This is a genomic window from Streptomyces cinereospinus (assembly GCF_042430725.1).
Taxonomy (GTDB): Bacteria; Actinomycetota; Actinomycetes; order Streptomycetales; family Streptomycetaceae; genus Streptomyces; species Streptomyces cinereospinus.
Window position 1 is genome coordinate 64,039 of record NZ_JBHMCY010000028.1, and the last position, 25,394, is coordinate 89,432.

20 protein-coding genes and 1 pseudogene are annotated in these 25,394 nt (G+C 72.4%); 9 read left to right on the forward strand and 12 right to left on the reverse strand.

The features are described from left to right. Positions 1 to 322: 322 nt before the first annotated feature. From ACFF45_RS16620 to ACFF45_RS16650, 7 genes are all read right to left on the reverse strand, one after another. Positions 323 to 4,534, reverse strand: a complete 4,212-nt coding sequence (locus ACFF45_RS16620; RefSeq protein ID WP_381346818.1) for a bifunctional nitrate reductase/sulfite reductase flavoprotein subunit alpha — start codon at positions 4,532 to 4,534, stop codon at positions 323 to 325. A 224-nt stretch (positions 4,535 to 4,758) separates the two neighbouring features. After that, positions 4,759 to 5,070, reverse strand: a complete 312-nt coding sequence (locus ACFF45_RS16625; protein WP_381346819.1) for a molybdopterin-dependent oxidoreductase — start codon at positions 5,068 to 5,070, stop codon at positions 4,759 to 4,761. Positions 5,071 to 5,360: 290 nt separating this feature from the next. After that, positions 5,361 to 6,449: an ABC transporter ATP-binding protein gene (locus tag ACFF45_RS16630; RefSeq protein ID WP_381346820.1), complete on the reverse strand. Its 1,089-nt coding sequence runs from the start codon at positions 6,447 to 6,449 to the stop codon at positions 5,361 to 5,363. Between the two features lie 2 nt (positions 6,450 to 6,451). After that, positions 6,452 to 7,312 (reverse strand): molybdate ABC transporter permease subunit, encoded by an 861-nt coding sequence (gene modB, locus ACFF45_RS16635; protein WP_381346821.1) that lies wholly within the window; start codon positions 7,310 to 7,312, stop codon positions 6,452 to 6,454. Continuing rightward, a complete protein-coding gene (gene modA / locus ACFF45_RS16640) occupies positions 7,309 to 8,148 on the reverse strand; it encodes a molybdate ABC transporter substrate-binding protein (protein WP_381346822.1) in 840 nt (279 codons plus the stop codon). Before modA ends, modB begins: the two co-directional genes overlap by 4 nt. Before the next feature lie 98 nt (positions 8,149 to 8,246). Then, positions 8,247 to 8,492 carry a MerR family DNA-binding transcriptional regulator gene (locus ACFF45_RS16645; protein WP_381346823.1) on the reverse strand — a complete coding sequence of 82 codons (246 nt, stop codon included), beginning with the start codon at positions 8,490 to 8,492 and terminating at the stop codon, positions 8,247 to 8,249. A gap of 920 nt (positions 8,493 to 9,412) precedes the next feature. Continuing rightward, positions 9,413 to 10,345 carry a LysR family transcriptional regulator gene (locus tag ACFF45_RS16650; RefSeq protein WP_381346824.1) on the reverse strand — a complete coding sequence of 311 codons (933 nt, stop codon included), beginning with the start codon at positions 10,343 to 10,345 and terminating at the stop codon, positions 9,413 to 9,415. Positions 10,346 to 10,442: 97 nt separating this feature from the next. On the opposite strand from ACFF45_RS16650, the gene ACFF45_RS16655 reads away from it, so the two are divergent. From ACFF45_RS16655 to ACFF45_RS16690, 8 genes are all read left to right on the forward strand, one after another. Beyond that, positions 10,443 to 11,273: an SDR family NAD(P)-dependent oxidoreductase gene (locus tag ACFF45_RS16655; RefSeq protein WP_381346825.1), complete on the forward strand. Its 831-nt coding sequence runs from the start codon at positions 10,443 to 10,445 to the stop codon at positions 11,271 to 11,273. Between the two features lie 242 nt (positions 11,274 to 11,515). Next, positions 11,516 to 13,090: a S8 family peptidase gene (locus ACFF45_RS16660; protein ID WP_381346826.1), complete on the forward strand. Its 1,575-nt coding sequence runs from the start codon at positions 11,516 to 11,518 to the stop codon at positions 13,088 to 13,090. A 457-nt stretch (positions 13,091 to 13,547) separates the two neighbouring features. Then, positions 13,548 to 14,726, forward strand: a complete 1,179-nt coding sequence (locus ACFF45_RS16665; protein ID WP_381346827.1) for a DUF4190 domain-containing protein — start codon at positions 13,548 to 13,550, stop codon at positions 14,724 to 14,726. Between the two features lie 190 nt (positions 14,727 to 14,916). Then, positions 14,917 to 15,669: a GntR family transcriptional regulator gene (locus ACFF45_RS16670; protein ID WP_381346828.1), complete on the forward strand. Its 753-nt coding sequence runs from the start codon at positions 14,917 to 14,919 to the stop codon at positions 15,667 to 15,669. Positions 15,670 to 15,985: 316 nt separating this feature from the next. After that, positions 15,986 to 16,174, forward strand: a complete 189-nt coding sequence (locus ACFF45_RS16675) for an SPOR domain-containing protein (protein ID WP_381346829.1) — start codon at positions 15,986 to 15,988, stop codon at positions 16,172 to 16,174. Between the two features lie 36 nt (positions 16,175 to 16,210). Continuing rightward, entirely contained in the window at positions 16,211 to 16,642 is a 432-nt protein-coding gene (locus ACFF45_RS16680; protein WP_381346830.1) for a (deoxy)nucleoside triphosphate pyrophosphohydrolase, read from the forward strand. 144 nt (positions 16,643 to 16,786) lie between these two features. After that, positions 16,787 to 17,215: an ATP-binding protein gene (locus tag ACFF45_RS16685; RefSeq protein WP_381346831.1), complete on the forward strand. Its 429-nt coding sequence runs from the start codon at positions 16,787 to 16,789 to the stop codon at positions 17,213 to 17,215. A gap of 261 nt (positions 17,216 to 17,476) precedes the next feature. Further along, on the forward strand, positions 17,477 to 20,083 hold the full coding sequence (locus tag ACFF45_RS16690; protein ID WP_381346832.1) for a SpoIIE family protein phosphatase: 2,607 nt from the start codon (positions 17,477 to 17,479) through the stop codon (positions 20,081 to 20,083). A 173-nt stretch (positions 20,084 to 20,256) separates the two neighbouring features. Here the strand turns inward: ACFF45_RS16690 and ACFF45_RS16695 are convergent, their stop codons facing one another. Beyond that, positions 20,257 to 21,123, reverse strand: a complete 867-nt coding sequence (locus ACFF45_RS16695; protein ID WP_381346833.1) for an immunity 49 family protein — start codon at positions 21,121 to 21,123, stop codon at positions 20,257 to 20,259. A gap of 14 nt (positions 21,124 to 21,137) precedes the next feature. Next, positions 21,138 to 21,326 (reverse strand): hypothetical protein, encoded by a 189-nt coding sequence (locus ACFF45_RS16700; protein WP_381346834.1) that lies wholly within the window; start codon positions 21,324 to 21,326, stop codon positions 21,138 to 21,140. Between the two features lie 262 nt (positions 21,327 to 21,588). Here ACFF45_RS16700 and ACFF45_RS16705 point away from each other — a divergent pair, with 262 nt between their 5' ends. Continuing rightward, positions 21,589 to 22,032, forward strand: coding sequence for a hypothetical protein (locus ACFF45_RS16705; protein WP_381346835.1), 444 nt, complete (start codon positions 21,589 to 21,591; stop codon positions 22,030 to 22,032). Here the strand turns inward: ACFF45_RS16705 and ACFF45_RS16710 are convergent. The 3 genes and pseudogenes from ACFF45_RS16710 to ACFF45_RS16720 all read right to left on the reverse strand — a co-directional run. Continuing rightward, positions 22,029 to 22,589 carry a hypothetical protein gene (locus ACFF45_RS16710; RefSeq protein WP_381346836.1) on the reverse strand — a complete coding sequence of 187 codons (561 nt, stop codon included), beginning with the start codon at positions 22,587 to 22,589 and terminating at the stop codon, positions 22,029 to 22,031. The two genes, ACFF45_RS16705 and ACFF45_RS16710, sit on opposite strands and share 4 nt — an antisense overlap. A 22-nt stretch (positions 22,590 to 22,611) precedes the next feature. Further along, a complete protein-coding gene (locus ACFF45_RS16715; protein WP_381346837.1) occupies positions 22,612 to 23,418 on the reverse strand; it encodes an immunity 49 family protein in 807 nt (268 codons plus the stop codon). Between the two features lie 72 nt (positions 23,419 to 23,490). Continuing rightward, a pseudogene (locus tag ACFF45_RS16720) lies at positions 23,491 to 25,394 on the reverse strand (hypothetical protein); the annotation flags it as partial.

The following is a 25,394-nucleotide window of genomic DNA, read 5'->3' on the forward strand; positions in this document are numbered from 1 at the left end:
CGGTTCAGCAGAGACGAGCGTTCGCAGGAGAGCGGAGGATGCTCGACCGCAGGACCCGCACCTGGTGAACTCGATCCGCGTCGGGCTGCTTCGGTCTCGTTCGGAGCAGTGGTCGCACTTGCCCGCACGGACAGCAGGCCCTCAGCCCACGCTCGGGCCCCGGCCAGGTGTTCAGCCGGGCCACGTGGCTGCGTAGCTTGTGTTGCGGGCGAGGAATTGAGACGGGGTCTGCCTTTTCAGGGGCGGGCCCCTTGTGCCGGAACTTCCGCGCCGATGACGGCACACGGCGAGGGGCGTGCCGTGGGTGGTGGAGCGGGCGCTGTCAGTAGACGTCGCGGACGTAGCGTTTGTCCGCCGCCAGGCGCCTGACGTAGGCGGTGGCTTCGTCGTCGTTCATGCCGCCGTGGGTGGCGGCGATGTCCTTGAGGGCTTGGTCGACGTCCTTGGCCATGCGCGACGCGTCGCCGCAGACGCGGAAGTGGGCGCCGTCCTGGAGCCACTGCCACAGGCGGGGGCCGTGTTCGCGCATGCGGTCCTGGACGTACACCTTGTTGCGCTGGTCGCGGGAGAAGGCGAGGTCCAGGCGGTCGAGGTGGCCGGATGCCTGGTACGCCTCCAGGTCCTGGCGGTGGTAGAAGTCGGTGGCCTCGCGCTGTTCACCGAAGAAGAGCCAGTTGGGGCCGGTGTGGCCGCGGGCCTGGCGGTCTTCGAGGAAGCCGACGAAGGGGGCCACGCCGGTGCCGGGGCCGACCATGATCATGGGGGTGGCGGGGTCGGCGGGTGGGCGGAAGTGCGGTGAGCGCTGGACGAAGACCTGGACCGGGCCGTCGTCGGCGTGGTCGGCGAGGTAGGTGGAGCACACGCCCTTGCGGTCGCGGCCGAGGCCGTTGGTGTAGCGGACGACGGAGACGGTCAGGCGGACTTCACTGGGGTGGGCCAGGGGGCTGGAGGAGATGGAGTACAGGCGGGGCTGGAGGCGCTTGAGGACCCCTGTCCAGTCCGCCGCCGAGGCGCAGACGGGGAATTCGGCGACGATGTCGGCGGCCTGGCGGCCCCAGCTCCACTGCGCGAGCGCGTCCTTGTTGTCTCCGCGCAGCAGGCGCTTGAGGTCGTGGCTTCCGGTGCGGTCCGTCACGAACTTGAGCAGGTCGGTGGTGATGCGGGTGATGTCCAGGCGGGTGCGCAGGGCTTCTTCGAGGGGCAGGGGTGTGCCGTCGCCGAGGTCGACGGGCTCGTCGGGGTCGAGTCCGGTGAGGGCGAGCCATTCGGCGACGAGCGGGCTGCCGTTGACGGGCCAGACGCCGAGGGCGTCGCCGGCCTCGTAGGCGAGTTCGCCGTCACGGGTGTCGAAGGCGAACTGCCGGACCTCCTTCAGGGAACCGGGCAGGCTCAGCAGCCTGTTGCCGATGAGAAGGGTGGCGAAGGGGGATGCCTTGGTGTAGACGGCCGGTGCGGGAGCGGCGGGCGCGGCGACAGCGGACGCGACGGCGCCTTCGGTGGCTGTCGTGTCGATCGCGCCGGCGGGAATCGGCCGGCGGTCGTCGGCCGTCGCCAGGGCGGTGAGGAGCCGGCCGAGCCAGTGCTCGGCGGTCTCCTCGAAGTCGGGCTCGCAGTCGGTGCGGGGGACGAGCCGGGTGGCCCCGAGGGCGGCGAGACGTTCGTCGAGTCGGCGGCCGTGGCCGCAGAAGTCGTCGTAGGAGGAGTCGCCGAGAGCGAGGACCGCGTAGCGGATTCCCTCCAGCCGTCCGGCGTCCGGGGCGGAGAGCGCCTGCCAGAAGCCGGCGCCGTTGTCGGGGGCGTCACCGTCGCCGAACGTGCTCGTGATCAGGAGTACGTCGGTGTCCGCGGTGAGCTGTTCCGGGGACGTGTCGGCCATCGGCAGCAGTTCGGCGGTACGGCCGGACGCGGTGAGGCGGGCGGTCGCGGTGGCGGCGAACTCCTCGGCGTTGCCGGTCTGCGAGGCCCACAGGACGACCAGCCGACGGGTCGGTACGGCCGGTTCCGCCGCCGGCGCGGTGGCGGGTACGGCGGGCGCGGTGGTGCGGGAGAACATGCCGGCGAGGACACCGTCGACCCACAGGGCGTTGTCCGGGGTGAAAGGCGCGCCCGGTGGCAGGACGGGGACGCTTCCGTCGCGCGGGGTCAGGGCGAGGCCGGAGAGATAGCCGGAGAGGTAGCGGCGTTCCGGCTCGGCCAGGGGCGCGGAAGCGACATCGGTGATGCCGAACAGCGTGGCGAGCGCCTGGACGGGTGAGTCCGCCGGGGCGGTCGCCGCTGCGGCCGGTACGGGCACGGGGGCAACGGGTGTGGTCTCCGGCCGGGTGCCCGGACGCGCCGCCGGGACGGGGGCGGCCGTCCTGGCGAGGGACACGGCGCAGACCTTGAGCTCGGGCTGGAAGGAGAGCGGGTCGATGGCGTCGTTGGTCACGGCGTTGATGCTGAGGTATTCGCCGAACAGGTCGTTCCAGTGGAAGGGGGCGAAGCAGGTGCCCGGCCGGACCCGGTCGGTGACCAGGGCGGGCAGTACGGCACGCCCGCGCCGGGAGGCGACCTCCAGGTGGTCGCCCTCGGCGACCCCGAGGGCTTCGGCGTCCTCGGGGTGGACCTCCACGAAGGGGCCGGGATTGAGCTTGTTGAGCCTGGCGACCTTGCCGGTCTTGGTCATCGTGTGCCACTGGTGCTGCAGACGGCCGGTGTTGAGGACGAACGGGTAGTCGTCGTCGGGGAGTTCGGCGGCCGCCAGGTGCGGGCGGGCGAAGAACTGGGCGCGTCCGCTCGCGGTCGGGAAGACCAGCCTGGGGCGGGTGCCGTCCTCGCGTTCCAGGAGGGCCTGGCTGATGCCGTCGTTGAGGTAACGGATCGGGTTGCGGTCCGGGCCGTCGGCGGTCGGGGCCGGCCACTGGACGGGTGCGGTGCGCAGCCGGTCGTAGGTGACCCCGCGCAGGTCCCAGCCGGTCTTGGGGTTCCACGCCTGTTTGAGCTCCTCGAACACTTCCTCGGAGGAGTGGTAGGTGAAGGCGTCGGCGAAGCCCATCTCGCAGGCCACCCGGGCGATCAGCTGCCAGTCGGGCCGTGCCTGTCCGGGCGGGTCGACGACGCCCTGCACCAGGGTGAGGTTCCGCTCGGAGTTGATCATGATGCCGTCGGACTCGGCCCACAGCGTCGCGGGCAGGACGACATCGGCGTACGCGTTGGTCTCGGTCTCGGCGAAGACGTCCTGCGTGATGACGAGGTCGGCGGCCTCGAGCCCCGCGATCACGGTCCCGCGATTGCCGACCGAGGCGACCGGGTTGGTGCAGATGATCCAGCATGCCCTGATGTCACCGGCGGCCATCCGCTCGAACATGTCGACCGTTCCGCGCCCGGCTTCCGTGCGCAGCGAGCCCTCGGGGATGTTCCACATGTTCTCGGTGAAGGCGCGTTCGGCGTCGACCAGCACGGAGCGCTGGCCGGGCAGGCCGGGGCCCATGTAGCCCATCTCCCGGCCGCCCATGGCGTTGGGCTGGCCGGTCAGGGAGAAGGGGCCGGAGCCGGGGCGGCAGATGGCGCCGGTGGCGAGGTGCAGGTTGACCAGGGCGTTGGTGTTCCAGGTGCCGTGGGTGGACTGGTTCAGGCCCATGGTCCAGCAGCTCATCCACTCGCCGGCCTCGCCGATCCACTGCGCGGTCCGGCGGATGTCGGCCTCCGGGATGCCGGTGATCTCCGCGACCTTCTCGGGCGGGTAGTCCGCGAGGAAGGCGGGCATGTCCGCCCAGCCCTCGGTGAACTCGGCGATGAACCTCTCGTCGGTGTGGCCGTTCGCGACGAGCAGGTGCAGCAGGCCGTTGAGCAGGGCGAGGTCGGTGCCGGGCTTGATCTGCAGGAAGAGGTCGGCCTTGTCGGCGGTGGCGTTGCGGCGCGGATCGACGACGATCAGCTTGGCGCCGGCCGACTTGACCCGGTCCATCATGCGCAGGAACAGGATGGGGTGGCAGTCGGCCATGTTGGCGCCGATGACGAGGAAGGCGTCCGCGTGGTCGAAGTCCTGGTAGGAGCCGGGCGGGCCGTCGGCCCCCAGCGACAGCTTGTAGCCCGAGCCCGCCGACGCCATGCACAGCCGGGAGTTGGACTCGATCTGGTTCGTCCGTACGAAGCCCTTGGCCAGCTTGTTCGCCAGGTACTGGGCCTCCAGGGACATCTGCCCGGAGACGTAGAAGGACAGCGCGTCCGGCCCGTGCTCGTCGAGGATCGCCTTCAGCCGTCCCGCGACTACGGAGACGGCCTCGTCCACGTCCGTCTCGGCCGGCTCGGTGCCTCGCTCGCCGCGTACCAGTGCCTTCGACGCCCGGCCGGGCGCGGCCATCATGTCGGCGCTCGTCGCGCCCTTCGTGCACAGGCGGCCGAAGTTGGCGGGGTGCGCCTGGTCCCCGGAAGCCCTCGCCGCACGACGTCGTCCGTCGGCAGGGTCCCGCGTGACGTCGAGCACGATCCCGCAGCCGACCCCGCAGTACGAGCAGACCGTACGAACGCCGCCGTCCTTCGAGCCAGCCGCCACCGAATCCCCACCTCGCGCCGCTTGTACCGTCCCGATCAGGGCACGCCCCGCCTGCGAGGGGCGCCCCATGACTCAGCACCGTAGAAAGATCGAATTTCCGGTCCGTCACACGCCGGGAGCGGCTGCGGTTACGCCCCGCGCACACGCCCCGACGGCGGCATGTGAGACCAGGTGCGGTAGCCGGTGGCGGCGGAGAGCGGAGCGGGGCGCCTTGGTCCGGACGGTCAGGAAGCGGGAGGCGTCGGCCCGTCGCCCTCCTGCTCCCGGTGGGCGGAGCACTGCTCGTTCCCGGGGTCGCCGATGCTGCGGCAGCCCCGTTCCGCCCGGCAGCCGCGCCGGTCCTCGGTCGGGTACGCGAGGGCGCGCAGCCACTCGGGGCTCTTGCAGCCGTGGCGGTGGGGGACGACCGGGCGCGGGGGGAAGCCGCGCTCGGCGGTGAGGGACGCGCCGTTGTGGTGGGTGGCCGGCGAGGTCTCGGAAGTGGCGAAGCCGGTGAGGCGAAGGTTCGCGGTGCAGCCGTACTCAGCGCAGGCCATGACGTGGGTGACGTCGGGCGCGGGCGGGACCCGTTCCAGGACGGTCGTGGCGGGGGGTGCCGTACCACTCGTGATCCGTCGAGGTGGGGCCGGTGACGCAGTGCAAGTCGGCGCCGACCCTGATGCGGGGGAGCGCCGTGAGCTCGTCGGACGTCCAGGCGCGCTCGTCGCCGGGGGCGGTGGCGCCGGACCCGCGCGGGTCCCGGCGCTCGGGGCGGAAGCGGGGGACCGGGCCCGTAGCGCGCGACCGGCCGGCGGACCGTGGCCGCGGCCCGTTGCCCGGTGTCCTCTCAGGCGGCGTAGGCGTGGGTCTGCGTCGCCTTCACCGACGCCCAGACCCCTGCGCCCGGGTGGAGGTCGAGCTCTGCGGCAGCGACCGTGGTCAGATCGGCGGCGAGCGGCAGTTCGCCGGTGAGGTCGGCGCGGATCTGGTCGCCGTGGGTCTCCAGGCCCGCCACTTCGCACTGCCAGAGGTTGCGGGCGCTCGCGCCGGTGGGGCGGTCGCGGTAGAGGGTGACCGCGCTCGGCGGGAACGCGACGAAGACCGGGCCGGTCAGGTCTTCCGTGGTGGTGATGGCCGGGCCCGCGTCGAGGCGGACGGTGTGGCCCTCGGCCTGGCCCCGGTAGAGGTTCAGGCCCACCAGCCGGGCGATGTAGTCGGTGCGTGGGTGGCGGGCGATGTCGGCCGGGGTGCCTTCCTGGACGACCTCGCCGTGCTCGACGACGACCAGGCGGTCGGCCAGGACCATGGCGTCGAGTGGGTCGTGCGTGACGAGTACGGCGACCGCCTCGAAGTCGGCCAGGTGGCGGCGGAGTTGGGCGCGGGTCTCCAGGCGGGTGCGGGCGTCCAGGGCTGCGAGAGGCTCGTCCAGCAGGAGCAGTCGGGGATGGGTGGCCAGCGCGCGGGCGAGGGCGACGCGCTGGGCCTGGCCGCCGGACAGCTTGCGCGGCCTGGCGCCGCTGTGGGCGGCGAGGCCCATGCGGTCCAGCCAGACCGCGGCCTGTGCGCGGGCTTCCGCCTTGGTCGCGCCGTGGCAGCGGGGGCCGAAGGCGACGTTGTCGAGGGCCGTGAGGTGAGGGAAGAGCAGGTAGTCCTGGAAGACGACGCCGACCGGGCGGGACTCGGGCGGCGTACGGTCCAACTCCGCGCCGTCCAGCCGCAGATGCCCGTCGGACAGGGGGACGAGCCCGGCCAGTGCGCGCAGGGCGGTGGTCTTGCCGGCACCGTTGGGGCCGAGCAGCGCGACCACGTCGCCGGGCGCGACCGCGAGTGCCACGTCGAGGCGGAAGGTGCCCCGGTCCACGACGAGGTGGGCGTCGAGTCCCCCCTCGGAGGTGTTGACGGGGACGCTGCGCGTGGGGTCGTTGCTCTCGGTCATCCTCATCCTGCTGTCATCCAGCGGTCGCGCAGGCCGGCCAGCACGGCGACGGATACGGCCAGCAGGACGAGGCTGAGGGCGATGGCCGCCTCCGGGTCGCTCTGCAGGGCCAGGTAGACGGCCAGCGGCATGGTCTGGGTGCGGCCGGGGAAGTTGCCGGCGAAGGTGATGGTCGCGCCGAACTCGCCGAGGGCGCGGGCCCAGGCGAGGACCGCGCCGGCCGCGACGCCCGGTGCGACGAGGGGGAGCGTGACGCGGCGGAAGGCTGTGAAGCGGGAGGCGCCCAGGGTGGTGGCCGCCTCCTCGTAGCGCGGGTCAGCGGCCCGCAGGGTGCCCTCGACGCTGATGACGAGGAACGGCATCGCCACGAACGCCTCGGCCACCACTACCCCCGCCGTGGTGAAGGGAAGCGTGATCCCGAACCATGAGTCCAGCCACCGCCCGACGATGCCGTTGCGGCCGAGCGCCATGAGCAGGGCCACACCGCCGACGACCGGCGGCAGGACGAGGGGCAGGGTGACCAGGGCCCGTACGAGTCCCCGGCCGGGGAACTCGACGCGGGCCAGCAGCCAGGCCAGGGGCACTCCGAGCACCAGGCTCACCGCGGTGGCGGCCGTGGCGCAGACCAGGGACAGCTGGAGGGCCTGCCACACCTCGGCGCTGGTCAGCTGCTCGGGCAGACTGCGCCACGGGGTCCGTACCAGCAGGGCGAGCAGCGGCACGATCAGGAACGCCAGGCCGGTCAGCGCGGGTACCAGCAGGGGCAGCGGCACGCCTCGGCCGCCGCCCGCCCGGACGCGCCGACGCCGCGGCCCGCCTCGGAGGGTGTCGGTCGCGGCGTCGGCCTTGTCGATCGAGGTCACGGCTTGAGGAACCCGGCCTCGGTCAGGACCTGCTGGCCCTCGGCGGACCGCACCAGCGCGACGAACGCCTTGGCGGCCTCGGCGTTCGGCGCGTCCTTGAGCAGGGTGATCGGGTAGTCGTTGACGGCGTCGGCGGACTCGGGGAACTCCACGCCCTCCACCTTGTCACCCGCCGCGTGCACATCGGTCTGGTAGACGACGGCCGCGTCGGCCTCCTTCAGCTCGACCTTGGTCAGGGCGGACCTGACGTCCTGCTCGTACGACACCGGTGTCAGCTCGAGCCTGCTTGCGTCGAGGGCCTTCTGGGCGGCGGCGCCGCACGGCACCTCCTTGTCGCACAGGACGACCTTCAGGTCAGGGTTCGAGAGGTCCTTGAGGGAGGTGATCTTGTCCGGGTTGCCGGGCAGAGTGGCGATCTCCAGCCGGTTGCGGACGAAGGTGGCGGGAGTACTGGAGGCGTCTCCCGCATCCGTGACGATCTTCATGGTCCTGGGGCTGGCTGAGGCGAAGACATCGGCGGGTGCGCCGCCGGTGATGCTCGCGGCCAGCGAGTCGCTGCCGCCGAAGCTGAAGGTGACCTTTGTGCCCGGGTGCTCCTTCTCGAACTGCTGGCCCAGCGTGGTGAAGCTCTCCTTCAGCGAGGCCGCCGCGAAGACGGTCACGTCGCCGGAGATCTTGTCCGAGGCCGAGCCCGAGGCCGCGGCGGAGACGGAGGAGGCCGACGTGGCCGACGAGGAGTCGTCGGAGGACGAGCAGGCACTCAGGGCCAGCAGCGCGGCGGCGCCTGCGCCGGCCACGTGCAGGGTCCGGCGGTTCCGGCGCGCGGTACGGGTCATCACGGGTCCACTCCCTCTGGTCCTCACGGACACGATCACTCGCGGTCCTCACGGACACGATCACTCGCGGTCCTCACGGACACGATCACTTGCGGTCCTCACGGACCGTCTGCGGCCTCTCGACGACCACGTTGGTCGACTTGATCACGGCAACCGCCGGAACACCGGGCCCGCTCCATGCGGTGCAGCTGCCGGGCGTAGGCCGCCGGAGCCGGCCCGGGGATGATCCGGCGGCCCGCCTCGTCGCGTTCGGCGGTGAGGCTGCCGCCGTCGACGAGACGCCTCACGGTGTCGGCGCTGACGCCGAGTAAGGCGGCCGCGTCCCCGATCCGGTAGGTGTGCATGCGCTGATGATACTGCCGCAGATGCGAGGAGGAAGTCTCCTGGTGCTTGGCATGAGCCGGAGTTCTCGTCTGTCATGTTGGCATGTGCGTTCGTGCGGTACGCGTGTCCGGGTGCCGTCACCGGGGAGGTGGTGGCCCGTGAGTCAGTCCCTCGCACCTGCCGACACGGCTCCCGGAGCGGCGGCGGAACTCGTCCAGGCCGGAGATCTTGACCGCCCGGCAGCGTGATCCGTGCGGACGGCGGCTTCACCTCGCGGGTGTGACAACACGCGGCATCTGTACGGCGACGACGAAAGGTGACCTGTGAGCCGGGTGGGGCCCTCGGGCGTCCCGGTCATCCAGCACCTCCCGCACGAGCGCCCGTACGCCATCGGTACGGCGCCGGAGGCGGCCGGACCGCCGGTGCGGGTGCGGGTGCGGGTGCGGGTGCGCCGGACCTTGAGCAGCCGCGCGCGGAAGACCGGCAGCCCTGACGCTCATGGCTGTGTGAAGACCGGCACCCCTGACGCTCATGGCCGTGTGGCGCCCCGCCGCCCCGTCCGTCCTCAGAGCCAGAGCAGTTCGCGGTGCCAGGCGGCCTGCCCGGCCGTGTCCCGTCGATAGACCACTCGGTGGTGGACACGGTCGACGCTCGCCTCCCGAACTCCACCTCGGTGGGGGAAATGGCGTAGAGCGTCCAGCTCGGCGGGCACGGCACCTCGTCCGGGCAGAGCGCGTCGAGGCGCTCGAACTCTTCGAGTTGCGGGGGTTCTGGCCCGTCGCGCCGATCACCGCCTGGGCCGTCTCGCCGACCTCCTCCTGGAGCTTCGGCATCCGCAGCAGGAGGCCTTCGCGGCCGGTGACCGGCTGGTCCGATTCCAGCCGGCTCCACAACGCGTCCACGGTGGCCCACAACTCGGGCGACGCGGCGTCTCGATCCGTCATCCCCGCAGCCCGCCATCCGCCGGCCGCCGCGCGCCCGCCACCTGCTCGCACGCCCGCGCGTACCCCCGCACCAGCGCCCGTCCCCCGTCCTCCCGCCGCCACGCCAGGGCGAACCGGCTCGGGGTGAGGCCGCGGACCGGCCGGGTGACCACGCCCCCCAGGCTGAGCAGCGGGGCGTTGCCGGTGGCGACCAGGCAGATGCCGAGGCCGGCGACCAGCGCCTCGTACGTCTCCTCCGTGCTGGCGATCTCCGCGCCGATCCGCGCCGGCCGTCCGCCGCGGGCGTCGAGGGCGAGCCAGTGGTCGCGCAGCGGTCCCGTGCTCTGCGGCAGGGCGAGGAACGGCTCGTCCAGCAGGTCCGCGAAGTCGGACTCGGGGCGGTCCGCGAGCGGGTGGGTCTCGGGGAGGGCGACCAGGCGGGGTTCCTCGGCGAGCACCGTCCAGGCGTACCGCTCGGCGCCGGGCAGCGGCAGCCAGACGAAGGCCACGTCCGCGTCGCCGTCCGCGAGGCCCGCGGTCGGGTCGTCCCAGCCGACGTGCCGCAGGCGCACGGTCGCCTCCGGGTGCGCCGCCGTGAAGCGGGACCGGATGGCGGGCAGCAGGCCGCCGCGGCCGGGGCTGGTGCTCATGCCCACCCGCAGCGTGCCGCGCAGCGCCGTCCGCGCCCGGGCCACCGCCTCCGCGCCCGCCTCCCAGGCCGCGAGCACCCGCCGGGCGTGCGGCAGCAGCGCCGCGCCCGCCTCGGTGAGCGCCACACCGCGCGGGCCGCGCCGGAACAGCTCCACGCCCAGCCGGCGCTCCAGCGCCCGGACCTGCTTGCTCAGCGCCGGCTGGGAGACGTACAGCTGTTCGGCGGCGCGGGTGAAGTGCAGTTCCTCGGCCACGGCGACGAAGTACCGCAGGTCCCGGCCGTGCACGTCGGTGGTCATGCCCAACGGTTATCACCGCGGGTCTTGGACGGGCAAGCGCCCCGGGGGAGAGGGTCGGAGGCGTGGAGCACGCGGATCGTCGACAGGAGGAGGGGTCATGCGCAAGGTCTGGCTGATCACGGGGGCGAGCAGCGGGTTCGGGCGGGCGCTGACCGAGGCGGCGCTGGCCGCCGGCGACGTGGTGATCGGCGCCGCCCGGCGGCCCGAGGCGCTGGACGACCTGGTCGCCGCCCGTCCCGACCAGCTGGAGGCGCTGCGGCTGGACGTCACCGACCTGTCCGCCGTCGACGGCGCCGTCCGGGACGTCGTCGCCCGGCACGGGCGGATCGACGTCCTCGTCAACAACGCCGGCCGCACCCATGTCGGCGCCTTCGAGGAGACCACGGACGCCGAACTGCGCGCCCTGTTCGAGCTGCACGTGCTGGGCCCGGCGGCCCTGGTGCGGGCCGTGCTGCCGCACATGCGCGCGCGGCGGTCGGGGGCGATCGTGCAGATGAGCAGCGTGGGCGGGCAGGGTTCGTTCGCCGGCTTCTCGGCGTACAGCGGCACGAAGTTCGCGCTGGAGGGCATGTCCGAGGCGCTCGCGGACGAGGTGTCCGACTTCGGGATCAAGGTGCTGATCGTGGAGCCGGGGGCGTTCCGGACCTCGCTGTTCGACGGCGCGCGGGCCGGGTTCAGCGCCGACAGCGGGGTGTACGAGAAGGTGAGCCGGACCCGGGCGTTCGTCTCCGGCGGCGACGGCACCCAGGCCGGCGACCCGGCGAAGGCGGCGGCGCTCGTCCGTGCCGCGCTGGACGCCGAACGGACGCCGCTGCGCCTGCCGCTCGGCGACGACTCGGTGACCACCGTGCTCGACCACCTCGACCAGGTGCGGGCCGAGGTCACGGCATGGGAGAAGCGGACCCGGGACACCGCGTTCGACGACTAGGCCACCGGGAGCCCGTCGGGCCCTCCCGGAGCGGAATCGGCTCCGGGGGGCCTTGACGCGCCGTCATGTCGGCCGTATGACCGGCCGGTGACATCCGTGCAGGGCTCTTGTGCAATTCCTGTGGAAGCCTCAATCTTTCGGCTGACGCCCCAGGTGAGCCGCGGCTGATTGTCATGCTCCTGCCCATCGAGGATGTCGACGCCCCCACACCGGCGCACCACCGATTGAGGAGGACCCCTCAGATGGCAGTGATGCGTACTCCCCTGCGCGCCCCCCGGCGAAGACTGGCCGCGACCGCCGCCCTGACCGGCGCGGCGCTCACCGCGGGCCTGGTCGCCGCCCTCCCCGCCGGAGCGGCCGAGGGCCGCGTCCGGTACGAGGGCGCGGCGAACGCCGTCACCGGCAGCTACATCGTCACCCTCAAGGCGGACCGGGCCCGTTCGGGCTCCGCCGAGGGACGCGCCCTGGCCGCGACGTACGGCGCCACCATCGAGCGCACGTACACCACGGCCCTCAACGGCTACGCGATCGAGGCCGACGCCACCGAGGCGAAGCGTCTGGCCGCCGACCCGGCCGTCGCCTCCGTGGTGCAGGACCGCACCTTCACCGTCGCCGCGACCCAGCCCGGCCCGCCCTCCTGGGGCCTGGACCGCGTCGACCAGCGCAACCTGCCGCTGAACAACTCGTACACCTACCCGGACCCGGCCGGGCAGGGCGTCACGGCGTACGTCATCGACACCGGCGTCCGCATCACCCACGGCGACTTCGGCGGCCGCGCCTCCTACGGCTACGACGCCGTCGACAACGACAGCACCGCCCAGGACGGCCACGGCCACGGCACCCACGTCGCCGGCACGGTCGCCGGCACCGCCCACGGCGTCGCCAAGAAGGCGAACGTCGTCGGCGTCCGCGTGCTGAACAACTCGGGGTCCGGCACGACCGCCCAGGTCGTCGCCGGGATCGACTGGGTCGCCCGGAACGCGGTCAAGCCGGCCGTGGCCAACATGTCCCTCGGCGGCGGCGCCGACACCGCCATCGACACCGCCGTGCGCAACGCCATCGGCACCGGCGTCACCTTCGCCGTCGCGGCCGGCAACGAGTCCGCCAACGCCTCGACCAGGTCGCCCGCGCGCGTGCCGGAGGCGATCACCGTCGGTGCCACCACCAGCACCGACGCCAGGGCGAGCTATTCCAACTACGGCACGGTCCTGGACCTGTTCGCCCCGGGCTCGTCCATCACCTCGGCCTGGGGCACCGGCGACTCGGCCACCAACACCATCTCCGGTACCTCGATGGCGACCCCGCACGTCGCCGGAGCGGCGGCGCTGTACCTGGCCGGCAACCCCACGGCCACGCCCGCCCAGGTGTCCACCGCGCTGACGTCCGCGGCCACCCCCGACGTCGTCACCAGTCCCGGCACCGGCTCGCCCAACCGGCTCCTGTACGTCGGTGGCGGCACCCCGACACCGCCCGGCCCGCGCTTCGAGAACACCGGCGACCACGCCATCGCCGACAACGCCACGGTGGAGTCCCCGGTGACGGTCACCGGCGTCTCCGGCAACGCGCCCGCCGCGCTCGCCGTCGAGGTCCACATCGTCCACACCTACATCGGCGACCTCCAGGTCCAGCTGATCGCCCCCGACGGTACGGCGTACACCCTCAAGGGCTACGGCACCGGCGGCGGCGCGGACAACATCGACACCACGTACACGGTCAACGCCTCCGCCGAGGCCGCCAACGGCACGTGGAAGCTGAGGGTCGGCGACAACGCGCAGTACGACACCGGGCGCGTCGACGCCTGGGCGCTGCAGTTCTGACGCTCCGGCACCGAACCGTCCCGTCCCCGCGGCCCGGCAGACCCCTGCCCCCGCCCGCGGGGACGAGGCGTGCCCGCCACGAGCCCCCGGAACCCGCCCGGCACGGCGCCGACGTCTCGCGCGGGCCGCCGGAGGGCCGTGGGGCCGTTGACTGCCGGGGGTCGTCGGGTCGTGCGCCGCCCGGGTTGCCGGGGGCCGCCGGCCCGTTGACCGTCCGGGCCGCCGGGGGTTGTACGGCTCGTACGCCGCCCGGGCCGCCGGGGAAGGGGCGTTGGGCCGTTGACCGCCCGGCCGCCGGGGGCCACCGCCCGTTCACCGACCGGGCCGTGGCCCGCGTGGACCGCGTTCCGGTCCCGCCCGCCGCCCGCATAGCATGCGCCAGTCGTCCTTCTCCCGCGGGCGAGCCGCACGTCCTCCCCGAGCCCTCGCCCGAGCCCGAACCAGGAGCACCGTACCTGTGTCCATACCCCCGCCCCCCGGGCCCCAGCAGCCGCAGGACCCGCAGGGTCCCTACGGCCCGTACCCGGCCCCGCAGGCCGGGCCGTACGGCGCCCAGGGCCCGTACGGCCCGCAGCCGCCGTACGGGGCGTGGGGCCCGTATCCGCCGCCGGGGCTGCCGCCGGTCAACGGCGTCGCGATCGCCGCCCTGGTGCTGGGCATCCTGTGCTTCCTGCCGGCCGTGGGGCTGGTGCTGGGGCTGATCGCCCTGCGCCAGATCAGGCGCAGGGGCGAGCGCGGGAAGGGCATGGCGGTCGCCGGGGCCGCGCTGTCGGCCGTCGGCCTGGTGCTGCTGACCCTGTCGGTCTCGACGGGCGCGGTGTCCGACGCCTGGAGAGACTTCGAGGAGAGCGCCCGGGAGAGCGCGGTCGTCTCGCCGGACAAGGGGGAGTGCTTCGACTCGCCCAGCGGGTCGCTGGAGGGGGAGACCTACGACGTCGACGTGGTGCCGTGCTCCGGCCGGCACGACGGCGAGGTGTTCGCCGCCGTCACGCTGCCCGACGGCGACTTCCCCGGCGACGCCCACGTCACCGAGGTCGCCGACGACAGGTGCTACGCGCTGCGGGGCGACTACGCCCTGGACAGCTGGGCGCTGCCGGACGACGTCGACGTGTACTACCTGACGCCGACCCGGGAGAGCTGGAGCATCGGCGACCGGGAGATCACCTGCCTGTTCGGCAACACCGACGAGAACGGCAGCCTGACCGGCTCCCTGCGCAACGACGCCGCCACCCTCGACGCGGACCAGGTCGCCTACCTGGAGGCGTTGCGCGCCGTGGAGGCGGTGCTGGACGAGGAGCCCGAGGCGTTCCCCGACGAGGACCTGGCGGCGAACCAGGCCTGGGCGCGGGAGGTCCACGACGTGCTCGCCGAGCAGGGCGCGGCGCTGGACGCGCACCCCTGGCCCGCAGGCGCCGAGCGGCCCCTGGCCGAGCTGGTCGCCGAGCTGGCGGCGTCCCGGCAGGAGTGGGCGGCGGCGGCGGACGCCGGGGACGCCGACACCTTCTACGTGCACTACGACGAGGGGTACGGCTTCTACGACGGCCCGGCCACCGTCGCCGCGCGCGCGGCGCTCGGGCTGGACACCACTCCGCCCGCCGACACCTCCGCCGAGAGCGGCTCGGCGGCCGACGTGTGAGCGTGCCGCCGGCGGGGGGTCCCCTCCCGCGGCGGAAGAGTGATCGGCCCCATAGCGGGGAGAAAGTGCCTGCGTGAAGCCTGCGGGCGCCGGAAGTCATCACATCGAGTGATTCTCTGGCCTTTACTTGCCTGGTCCAACCGACGGTTGCCACGCTGTTGCTGTCCGTACAACCTGATGGGAGCGGCCAGTGACATTCGGTGAGCAGCCGGCCTACCTGCGCGTCGCGGGTGATCTCCGCCAGAAGATCGTCGACGGTCTGCTGCCGCCCCACACCCGGCTGCCGTCGCAGGCGAGGATCCGCGAGGAGTACGGGGTCTCGGACACCGTCGCGCTGGAGGCCCGCAAGGTGCTGATGGCCGAGGGCCTGGTCGAGGGCCGCTCCGGTTCCGGCACGTACGTGCGGGAGCGGCCCGTGCCCCGCAGCATCGCCCGCTCCGGGTACCGCCCGGCGGGCGGCGCCACCCCGTTCCGGCAGGAGCAGGCCGATGCCTCCGGGCGGGGCACCTGGGAGTCCGGCAGTGAGCAGACCGAGGCGAGCGGCGCCATCGCCGAGCGGCTCGGCATCCGGCCCGGTGACCGGGTGATGTGCACCAAGTACCTCTTCCGGGACGGCGGCGAGCCGATGATGCTGTCCACCTCCTGGGAGCCGCTCGCCGTCACCGGGCGCACCCCGGTGATGCTGCCCGAGGAGGGACCGCTCGGCGGCATGGGTGTCGTCGAGCGCATGGCCGCCATCGACGTGGTCGTGGACAACGTCACCGAGGAGGTCGGCGCCCGCCCCGGACTCGCCGAGGAACTGCTCGCGCTCGGCGGGGTGCCCGGACACGTCGTCCTCGTCGTGCAGCGCACCTTCTACGCCTCCGGCCGCCCCGTCGAGACGGCCGACGTGGTGATCCCGGCCGACCGCTACCGGGTCGCGTATCACCTGCCGGTGAAGTAGCGCGGTGAAGGAGCGCACGCCCCTGCGGCAGTTGCTCCCGGCACAGACCTGCCGGGAGCCCCGTCCCGCGCCGGTGGAATCCGGACGTTCTCGCAGGTGACCCCGGGCGTGCCGGGTATGCCGCCGACCGGATGCGCCGAGGTCCACGCACGGCGCGTTCGGTGCCGTGCGCCCCCTGGTGCTGGCTTGTTGCGTACCTCTTCGTGAAAAGCCGTATTCGCTCCGTGAAGGTAAGGCGTAGGCTCGGGCATATGCGGATCGCGGTTTCCTTAGCGGGCGGGGCGCGCGGGCCGAGGGCGGGAAGCGGAGGAGCGCGATGAACGACAGCACGGTGACCCTTCCGTGGCTGGTCATACGCCAGGACGACAACGGCAATCGCTACCGCGTGGGCCGGTACGCGACCCGGTCCGAGGCGCAGAAGATCGCGGACAGCCTGGACAGCCGGGGGCACCAGCAGCTCTATTGGGTCGAGCGCATCGGGCAGGGCGCGGAGGACCAGGCGTGAGCGGCACCGCCTGGGCGCTCCCGTAGGCTCCGGCGCATGACGGAACGGATCGTGGTGGTGGGCGCCGCCCTGCTCGACGGCGGCCGGCTGCTCGCCGCGCGCCGCAGCGCGCCCCCCGAACTGGCCGGCCGCTGGGAGCTGCCCGGCGGCAAGGTGGAACCGGGCGAGACGCCCGAGGCGGCGCTGGTGCGGGAGTTGCGCGAGGAACTCGGCGTCGAGGCGGAGGCCGTGCGGCGGGTGCCGGGGGAGTGGCCGCTCAGGGCGCCGTACGTACTGCGCGTGTGGACCGCGCGGCTGCGGGCCGGCTCGCCCGAGCCGAAGGCGCTCCAGGACCACGACGAACTGCGCTGGCTCACGGCCGGGACGCTCTGGAGCGTGCAGTGGCTGGAGCAGGACGTGCCGGCGGTGCGCGAGGTGGCGCGGATGTGCGACACCGGCACCGGGGCCGACGCGGGGGCCGGGGACTGACGCGGAGGCGGGGGACTGACGCGGGGGCGGGGGACTGACGCGGGGGCGGACGGTACGCCGTTCGTGCCACAGTCCGCCCTGCCCCGCGGTACTGCCCCCTGGATACCGGGTATGTGCCCATTAACCCCACGAAACCGGACATGGGTGGGTTCACTGTCCTGGGAAGTGATCGGCGTGCTCGACACCGAAGGCGACCGCGTCGAATGGACCTTCCCCGCCGATCCCGGAGCCGTGCGCACCGCGCGTTCCGTCGTCCGGCGCCAGTTGCACGGCTGGGCGCTCGACAGCGTCAGCGACATCGCCGCCCTGCTGGTCAGCGAACTGGTGACGAACGCGCTGCGGCACGCCACGGGCCCCATCGGAGTACGTCTGGTGCGCCCCGTCGCGCTGTCCGGCGTGCTGCTCGTGGAGGTCTCCGATCCGCTCCCGGACCCGCCCCGCGAACGCGCCGCCCGCCCCGAGGACGAGAGCGGCCGCGGGCTGCAACTGGTGGCGTCCTCCTCGCGCCGCTGGGGAACCCGGCCCGGGGAGGACGGCAAGACGGTGTGGTTCGAACTCGCCGTACCGGGCTGACGGCGGCTCGCGCGCCGCTTGCGGCGGCCGTCCCGCGGCCCAGGGACGCCCGCCGCCCGGAAGCCGTTGCCCGAAGGTGTGATTCGACGGTGTGTCCCCTGGTTAGAAGACTGGAAGTGTTGTCGCGGCTGGGTCCGAAAAGCGCCTGGACCGTGCTGTGATCGTGAACACCGTGTTGTGCGGCGCCGTAATGCCGGATACTGCGGGCAGCCGCCCCCGGTGACCGGTGCCGGACGCGGTGAGCTGGAGGGGACGGTTCGCGTGGGCGAGATACCAGCGAAGGCCACGGAGTCCGAGGATCCGTCGGGCGGCGCCAGGGCGGGGGCCGCGGGCGCCTCCGCGCAGCCGCCGCCTCCGGACGCCCTGTGGCAGAGCAGTCCACCCGGCTCGATCTACGACCACATCAAGGTCGCGTCGTTCTCCATCGGCCCCGACGGACTGGTCGACCAGTGGAGCCTGCGCGCCGAGAGCGTCTTCGGGATCCCGGCCGAACGCGCCCTCGGCATGGACCCCATCGAGGTGCTCGTCCCCGCCGACCTGCGCGAGCGCGGGCAGCGGAAGATGGCCGAGATCCTGGACGGGCGGGAGTGGACCGGCGTGGTCCCCTTCCGGCTGACCGACCCGGTCGACGGCGGGCGCGGCGGCACCGGGCTCGCCGAGGTCTACGTCATGCCGACCCGCGCCGAGAGCGGCGAGAAGGCCGCCGTCTGCATCGTGGTCGACGTGCGGGTGCTGCGCCGTATCGAGACCGACCTCGCCGCCTCGCAGGCGATCTTCGGTCAGTCCCCGTTCGGGTTCCTGCTGATCGACGCCGATCTGCGGGTGCGCCGCGCCAACCAGCGGTTCGCCTCGGTCTTCGGCGGCGCGCCCGACGAGCACCGCGGCCGCGGGGTCCACGACTATCTGCCGCGCGGCGAGGCCGAGCGGGTCTCCGCGACCCTGCGCAGGGTCCTGGAGACCGGCGAGAGCATCACGGACATGCACGTCACGGGCTTCGTGCCCGACTCCGAGGAGCGCCGGCACTGGTCGGTCAACCTCTACCGGGTGCACAGCGGAACCGGCCGGCCCATCGGCGTCGCCTGGCTGGGAACCGACATCACCTCCCGCCGCGCCGCCGCCCGCGAGGCCGCCGCCGCCCGGCGCAACCTCGCCCTCCTCAACGAGGCCGGCGCGCGCATCGGCAACTCCCTGGACCTGGAGACCACCGCCCGCGAACTCCTCGACGTCGTCGTGCCCGGCTTCTGCGACCTGGCCACCGTCGACCTCTACCAGGGCCTGCTGGCCGGCGACCAGACCCCGCAGGGCCTCGCCGACGGCAGCGCCGAACTGCGCCGCGTCGCCTTCGCCAGCGCCGTCTCCGGCGCGCCCCTCGCCGGCACCGGCACACCGGTGACGGTCGGCGCGGTCCACCACTACCCCTTCAACTCGCCCTGTGCCGACGCCCTGCGCACGGCCCGCCCGCGGATCGTGCCCGCCGAGGACGGCGGCCTCGTCCAGTCCACGCTCGCCGTGCCGATGGTGGCGCACGACACGGTCGTGGGCCTCGCGCAGTTCTCGCGGACCAAGGGCAGCGAGCCGTTCGGCGACCGGGACCGGGCGCTCGCGGTGGAGCTGGCCGCGCGGGCCGCGGTCTGCATCGACAACGCGCGCCTGTACCGCCGGGAGCACGAACGGGCGTTGATACTGCAACGGTCCCTGCTGCCGCCCGGCGACCCGGTCGCCTCCGGGCTCGACATCGCCTGCCGCTACCTGCCCGGGAACGCCTCCACCGGCCGCCCCAGCGAGGTCGGCGGCGACTGGTTCGACGTCATCGAACTGCCCGGTCACCGCACGGCCCTGGTGGTCGGCGACGTGATGGGCCGCGGCCTGCGCGCCGCGGTCGCCATGGGTGAACTCCGCACGGCCGTGCGCACCCTGGCCCAGCTCGACCTGGAACCGGCCGAGGTGCTCTCCCATCTGGACGAGATCGCCCGCGGCCTCGGCACCCCCGGCGGCATCCAGCAGGCCACCCGCGCCGCCCGCCGCCCCCGCGAGGCGGACCTGTCCGAGGTGTACCTGGCGACCTGCGTGTACGCGGTCTACGACTCCGTCACCCGCCGGTGCACCTTCGCCAACGCCGGCCACCTCCCGCCGGTCCTGGTCGAACCCGGGGAGCCGGCGCTGATGCTCGACGTGCCGCCCGGCCTGCCGCTCGGCGTGGGCGGTGAACCCTTCGAGGAGGTCGAGGTCGAACTCCCCGAGGGCGCGCTGCTCGCCCTCTACACGGACGGACTGGTCGAATCGCGCGACCACCCGCTGGACGAGGGCCTGCAAGCCTTCGTCGGGGCGCTCACCGACCCGGCCCGCCCCCTGGAGGACGTCTGCGACCAGGTCCTCAACACCCTGGACAGCCACCACGGTGAGGACGACATCGCCCTGCTCATGGCCCGCGTCCAGGGTCTGCCCGCCGAGTCGGTGGGCGACTGGACGCTGCCGCGCGAGCCGCGCAGCGTGGGCCGGGCCCGTGAGTACGCGCGCGGCCAGCTGCTCGGCTGGGACCTGGAGCCGCTGGTCGACACGACGGAACTGCTGGTCAGCGAACTGGTCACCAACGCGCTGCGGTACGGCGAGGGCGAGATCCGGCTGCGGCTGCTGCTGGACCGCACCCTGGTGTGCGAGGTGTGGGACTCCGGGCTGGTGCAGCCGCGCCGCCGCCGCGCCCGCGACACCGACGAGGGCGGCCGGGGCCTCCAGCTGGTCGGCCTCCTCTCGGCCGCGTGGGGCTCCCGCCGCACCCACCGAGGCAAGACGGTGTGGTTCGAACTGCCGCTGCCGGACGGGGAAAACGGCGTCGCGGACCCGGCGGAGGCGTTGCTGAGCCTGTTCTGAGCCCGAGGGTGCGGGCCGGCGCCCGCCACCGGCCCGCACCCTCAACCGTGCCGCGCCGAGATAGCCCTTCGCTGCTCGAGGTCCTGTCCTCGGTCGCGGTCCTTCCAGGCTCTCGGATTTCACCGGTTCCGGGTCGACCGCGCAGCGGGACCGCGCGATGTCACCGACTGGGATCAGGTGTCGTACTCGCCGACCCAGGACCGCCTGAGGAGAGCCCGCGGAATGTACTCGGACTCGACCTCGACGGGCATGTCGGCGTCGAAGGCCATGCATGCGATGGCGAGGGGGCCAAGCGCCACGAGGCCCTCGCCGCTCAGCGAGCGGGCCTCGTTGGCCGTCCAGTACTCCTTGTGCCAGGTGAGGGCGTCGACGAGGGCCGCATTGAACTGCTCGGTCTCTCGGCGCAGATAGCGGTGGAGCAGTTCGACAGGCGGATACAGGACTTTCAGCATCAGCTCTTCGCCGGCGATGGGTGCCGCTTCGGGAGCCGTGCCGTTGACGGCGGTGACCAGTGTGTCCCAGATCTCCTGCCGACCGAACCACATGTTCCGCAGGGTTTCCACCCAGGCATAGATGTACTCGTCGAATTCCGCGCCGGATGCGCGGAGGAACGAGACGGGTACCTGGGCCAACTGGTTGATCCGATCGTTCTCGCGACAGATCACCGCCAGGTAGAAGGAGGTGACCCAGTTCCCGGCATGCAGGTAGTCCTGCGGCCCGGTCGCGGGAAGCTGCTTCACTTCGCCCCTGCTGCCGACGCGGCAGGGCACGGGACCTCCCTCGGCAACTCCGGCGGCGAACAGGCCGCACCCGACCTGCATGGCGGTGACCCAGGCTTCCCAGGTCGGGAACTCCCCCGCAGCCGGATCCGTCAGGCAGTGCCATTTCGCGAGGGTGAGCGTGCTCGTCAGAGCGTCGTAACGGTCGTCCTCCGATGTCGCGATGTGATCGAGGACATCTTCCGTGCCCTTGATGATCGGCGCCATCAGTTCCGCCGCGTTGTCTGTGCGGAACTCATGCCGAAGAACGGGGGTGACCACTTGCTCTCCTTGGGCTAGACCTTCACATGCTCCCTGACCGAGTCCCGCACGGCCCGCACGATCCGGCGCAGGGCGTCGAGCGGGTCGAACGGCCCGCCGGTCAGCGCCTGGCGTCCGCCGGCCAGGACGGTGTCGGCGTGCAGCAGCCGCGACCGCAGCTCGCCCACGGGGAGGTCACCGGCGACGGGTCCCGCCGCCGTCACCGAATTGACCGAGTACCCATTCCGCGACCTCGCTCAGCGCCGCAGGACCCTCGACGGCGTCGTCGGTTGAGTACTCGTGGCGTGGAACGGTGATGACCCCTGGCACTCTCTCCTCGACGGGCCTCGGACCTCGAACCCGCCCAGCCAACCGGGCTGGACGAGGTGTTGGGGCAGTAGTCCGGCTCTACGCCGACCGGGATCTCTCCGACCGCTGTCCCCCGTGGAACCTCATGGGGGGGACCCAATTCTAGACTTACCGCACATGAGTGACGTGTTCGCCGTGGACCTGGCCCTCGACCTGACGCCCACCGTACCCCGTGCCGTTCTCGACCACCTGCGTCGGCATCTCGGGCTCGATGACGCGGATGACGGCAGCGGAGCGGTGGAGGATGTGCCGGACTTCGTCGCCCTGCTGGCGGGCCGGGGCCCGGCGGTGCGTATCGGGGGAGTCCTGACGGCGGAGCTTCTCCAAGGCCACGGCCAGTGGTCCCTGACGGCGCGGCAGGAGATCCACGCGGAGTTCCTCCCTGAACTGGACGCCCTGGTGGAGATGCTCGCCTTCAACGCGAAGACCGAGGGCGTCATCGGGCAGGTGAGGTTCCACGAGGACGACATCCCTGAACTCTTCGTCAACAGGGCGGGGACGCTGGTCAGGGTGCACCTGCGCGCAGCCGACCCGTCCGTTTCCCAGCCACTGACGAACTAATCTTGGCGGGAATCTCCGGATTCGCCCATAAGATCCTCCAGTGAAACGCCGCCGAGAGATTCCGAGTCCACCACCGGGAGCAACTTCAGCACTGCTTCGGCGTTCGCGATCATCCGGCCGATCTCGATCGGAAGATTCTCGAATTCCTCCATCACCACGTCATAGGGCTCAACGCGATATTGCTTGCCGTCCAGGCCTTTCGCTTCCACGAGGTAACGGTGACCGGCCGGCGAAGTGGAATCGGCGACCTGCGCCCACCGTGCTCCGTGCCGACGCACGAGCAGGTCTCCGAGGAACGACGTCAGGTCCGTGTGCAGCCCGATCCAGTCCGACTGCTCGAACTCGCCCAGGGGCAGCCGGTCGACGTAGCTCTGCAGGCCGGGCAGGAGAAGCAGAGGATCCTGCGCGTACCGCTCCGGTGCCAGCCCGAGCGAGGCCGCCAGTCCCGCAGCCTGCCGCTGCCCGACGCCGAGAAAGGCGTCGCGGATCCGGCGGAGGCGTTGCTGAGCCTGATCAGAGCCCGAAGCTGCGGGCCGGCGCCTGCCGTCGGCCCGCACCCTCAACCGTGCCGTGCGGAGGTCAGTACTCGATCTCGCCGGCCCAGCTGTAGTCCAGGAGCGCCTTGGGCAGGTAGTTGGACTCGACCTCCACGGGGATGCCCTGGTCACGGGCGAGGCAGGCCATGGCCAGCGGGCCGAGGGCGACCAACCCGTCGCTGCTCAGGGCTCGGTCCTCGTCCGCGGTCCAGTAGGCCTTGTGTGCGCGCAACGCGTCGGCCAGTGCCTTGTTGAACTCTGACGGGTCGCGGCGAATGGCGCGGTACAGGAGCATCATCGACGGATACATGATCTTCGACACCAGGTCCGCGTCGGCGTACCTGACCGCCTGCGGACCGGCCCCGTCGACGGCGGCGACGAGCTTGTCGCCCACGTCCTGCCGCCCGGACCAGAAGCTCTGCAGGGCCTCGACCCAGGAGTAGACGTACTCGTCGAAGACCGCACCGGAGTCGCGCAGGAGCGAGACGGGCACCTGAGCGAGCATCGTCAGGCGCTCATTCTCGCGGCAGATCATCGCCAGGTAGAAGGAGGTGACCCATGCGCCCGCATTGAGCGGTGACTCCGGGCGGAGCGCGGGGAGTGTGCGCTCCTGTTCCTTGATCCGGACGGTGACGGTGTTGCCTTCCGCCGCACTCGCCGCCGCGAACAGCGCCGACCCGGTCTGCATCGCCGTGACCCATGCCTCCCAGGTCTCGAACTTCACCGCCTCCGGGTCGATCGCGCAGTGGGACTTCGCGAGGGTCAGCGTGGTGCTCAGCGCCTGGGCCCGGCCGACGCCGTCCGGCTCTCCGAGTTCGCCGAGTACCCAGACAGCGGTCTCATCGAGCACGGCGAGGCCCTCAGCAGCATGGTCCGTGGGGTAGTCATGGCGAGGAATACTCGTGACCACTTGCCCTCTCCTCTAGTAGATCTCGAAGTGCTCCAGCGTGGCACCAGCGTAGGAGCCTGGGTTTTCGCTGGCCTTCACCATGACGTACTGCAACTTCTCGTTCTTCAGGGCCTTCATCAGTTTGAGTGCCATCTGGCCGTCCTCGGGCGAGCGTGCGGCACGGCTCTGCATCTCGGCGATGATCGTCTGGACGTATTCTTTGGTGCCCTGCTTGACCATCATGCCGCTCGCGTCACCGGCGCCCTGGCGCCAGAGCAGGTCGCTTTTCGGTGCCTTCGCCTCGACGACGAGGTAGCTGCCGTCCGGCAGTTCGTACAGCTGGTCGAACATGTTCGCGCCGTTGGGCGTCCTCGGGAGCTGTATCGGTTCGGCGCCCGGGAATTTCTCCGGGATCACGTGGTACTTGGCAGCGTCTTCACCGAGCTGCTCGGAGAGTGAACTGTTGTTGGGCGTGTCACCGAGCTGCTTGCCGTACGCCTCCTGCGCGTTCTCAAGGGCCTGCCTCGTGGTGGGAGACGGGTTCGTCTCGAAGGCCCGCTCCGCGTTGGTGAGGTCCACGCCCACCCTGCGGTCCTTGGCCACCTGGTCGAGGTGGTCGATGTGCTCGGCGCTGACCGAGCCGCGGTCGAGGGTGGACGGATGCAGCCTGATCTCGGACGGACCCGACGGCAGCGCGTGCTTGGAGATCCAGTTGCCGTTCCGGTCCTTGGCCAGGATCGGCAGCTCGACACCGTTCTCCTTGACCCTGACGTCCAAGCGGTGGCCGTCGGTGCGGTAGTAACGCTTGAACCAGTCGGGGTCGTTGTTGGCCTTCCAGATCTGTTCTTCCATGATCTGCTGCCGCTGCTCAGGGGTGAGCGGCCGCTCCGGGCTGGTGCTGGTCCCCGTCCCCTCGTCCGCCTGGTTCCCGGGTATGTCCGCCTCGTCGCCGGCCCGGCCGACGTCGCCCAAGTCGTCGCCGACGTGGCCGACGTTGCCGAGGGAATCGTCGCCGAATCGCGCGGCCAGGTCGTCCAGGGCGCCGGGGGAGACAGGACCGCCGGAGCCACCGGGGCGCAGCCCATCCGCGACGCCGGGCGTGGCGTTGTCCAGGCTGTTGGACGGGATGTGATGGCCCGGGGCCCCCGGCAGGTTGCTGCCCGTGCCGGTGCCGGGTGTCACATTGTCGACGCTGTTGGTCGGCGTGTTGTCGCCCATCCCGCCGCGGGGGAGGTTGTCCGCCGTGCCGTCGGCGAGGTGGTTGCCCAGGCCTGTGCCGGGTACGTCGGCGCCCGCGTTGACGGCGCGGGTGGCCGGGGCGTCGTCGCCGACGCGACCCACGTCGCCGAGGTCGTCGAGGGCGTTGCCGAGGCGGATGTGCCGGCCGGCGTTGTCGGCGGTGTGGGCCGCGGCGCCGGCCAGGGCCGGTTCGCGGACCGGGGAGTCCGTGCGGGGGACGTCCGCGCCGTCGCGGGGGACGCCGGGCTGGTCCACGACGTCACCGGGGCCGTCGTCGGACTTCTGGACGATGTTGCCGCCCTCGTCGAGGATGTTGCCGTCCGGGTCGTAGTACCGGGCCGGGGCGCCGTCCTCGGTGGGGAGCTTGATCGTGCCTTCCGGCAGGACGGGGGTGTTGTCGGGGAGTTTGACCGTGCCCTCGGGCAGCTCGACCGCGCCCACCGGGACCGGGGTGCCCTCGGGGAGTCTGACCGCGCCGTTGCCCAGGTCGACCGCGCCCGCCGGGAGCGGGGTGCCCTCGGGCAGGGTGACCGCACCGCCTTCGGGGACGCGGATGCCGCCCGCCGGGATCGCCGCGCCCTCGGGCAGCCGCACCGTGCCTCCGGGCAGGCGGACCGCGCCCTCGGGCAGGGTGATCGCGTTCTCCGGGAGGGTGGGGATGTCGATGGTGCCGACGCCCCTCAGCGCCGCGCTGATGT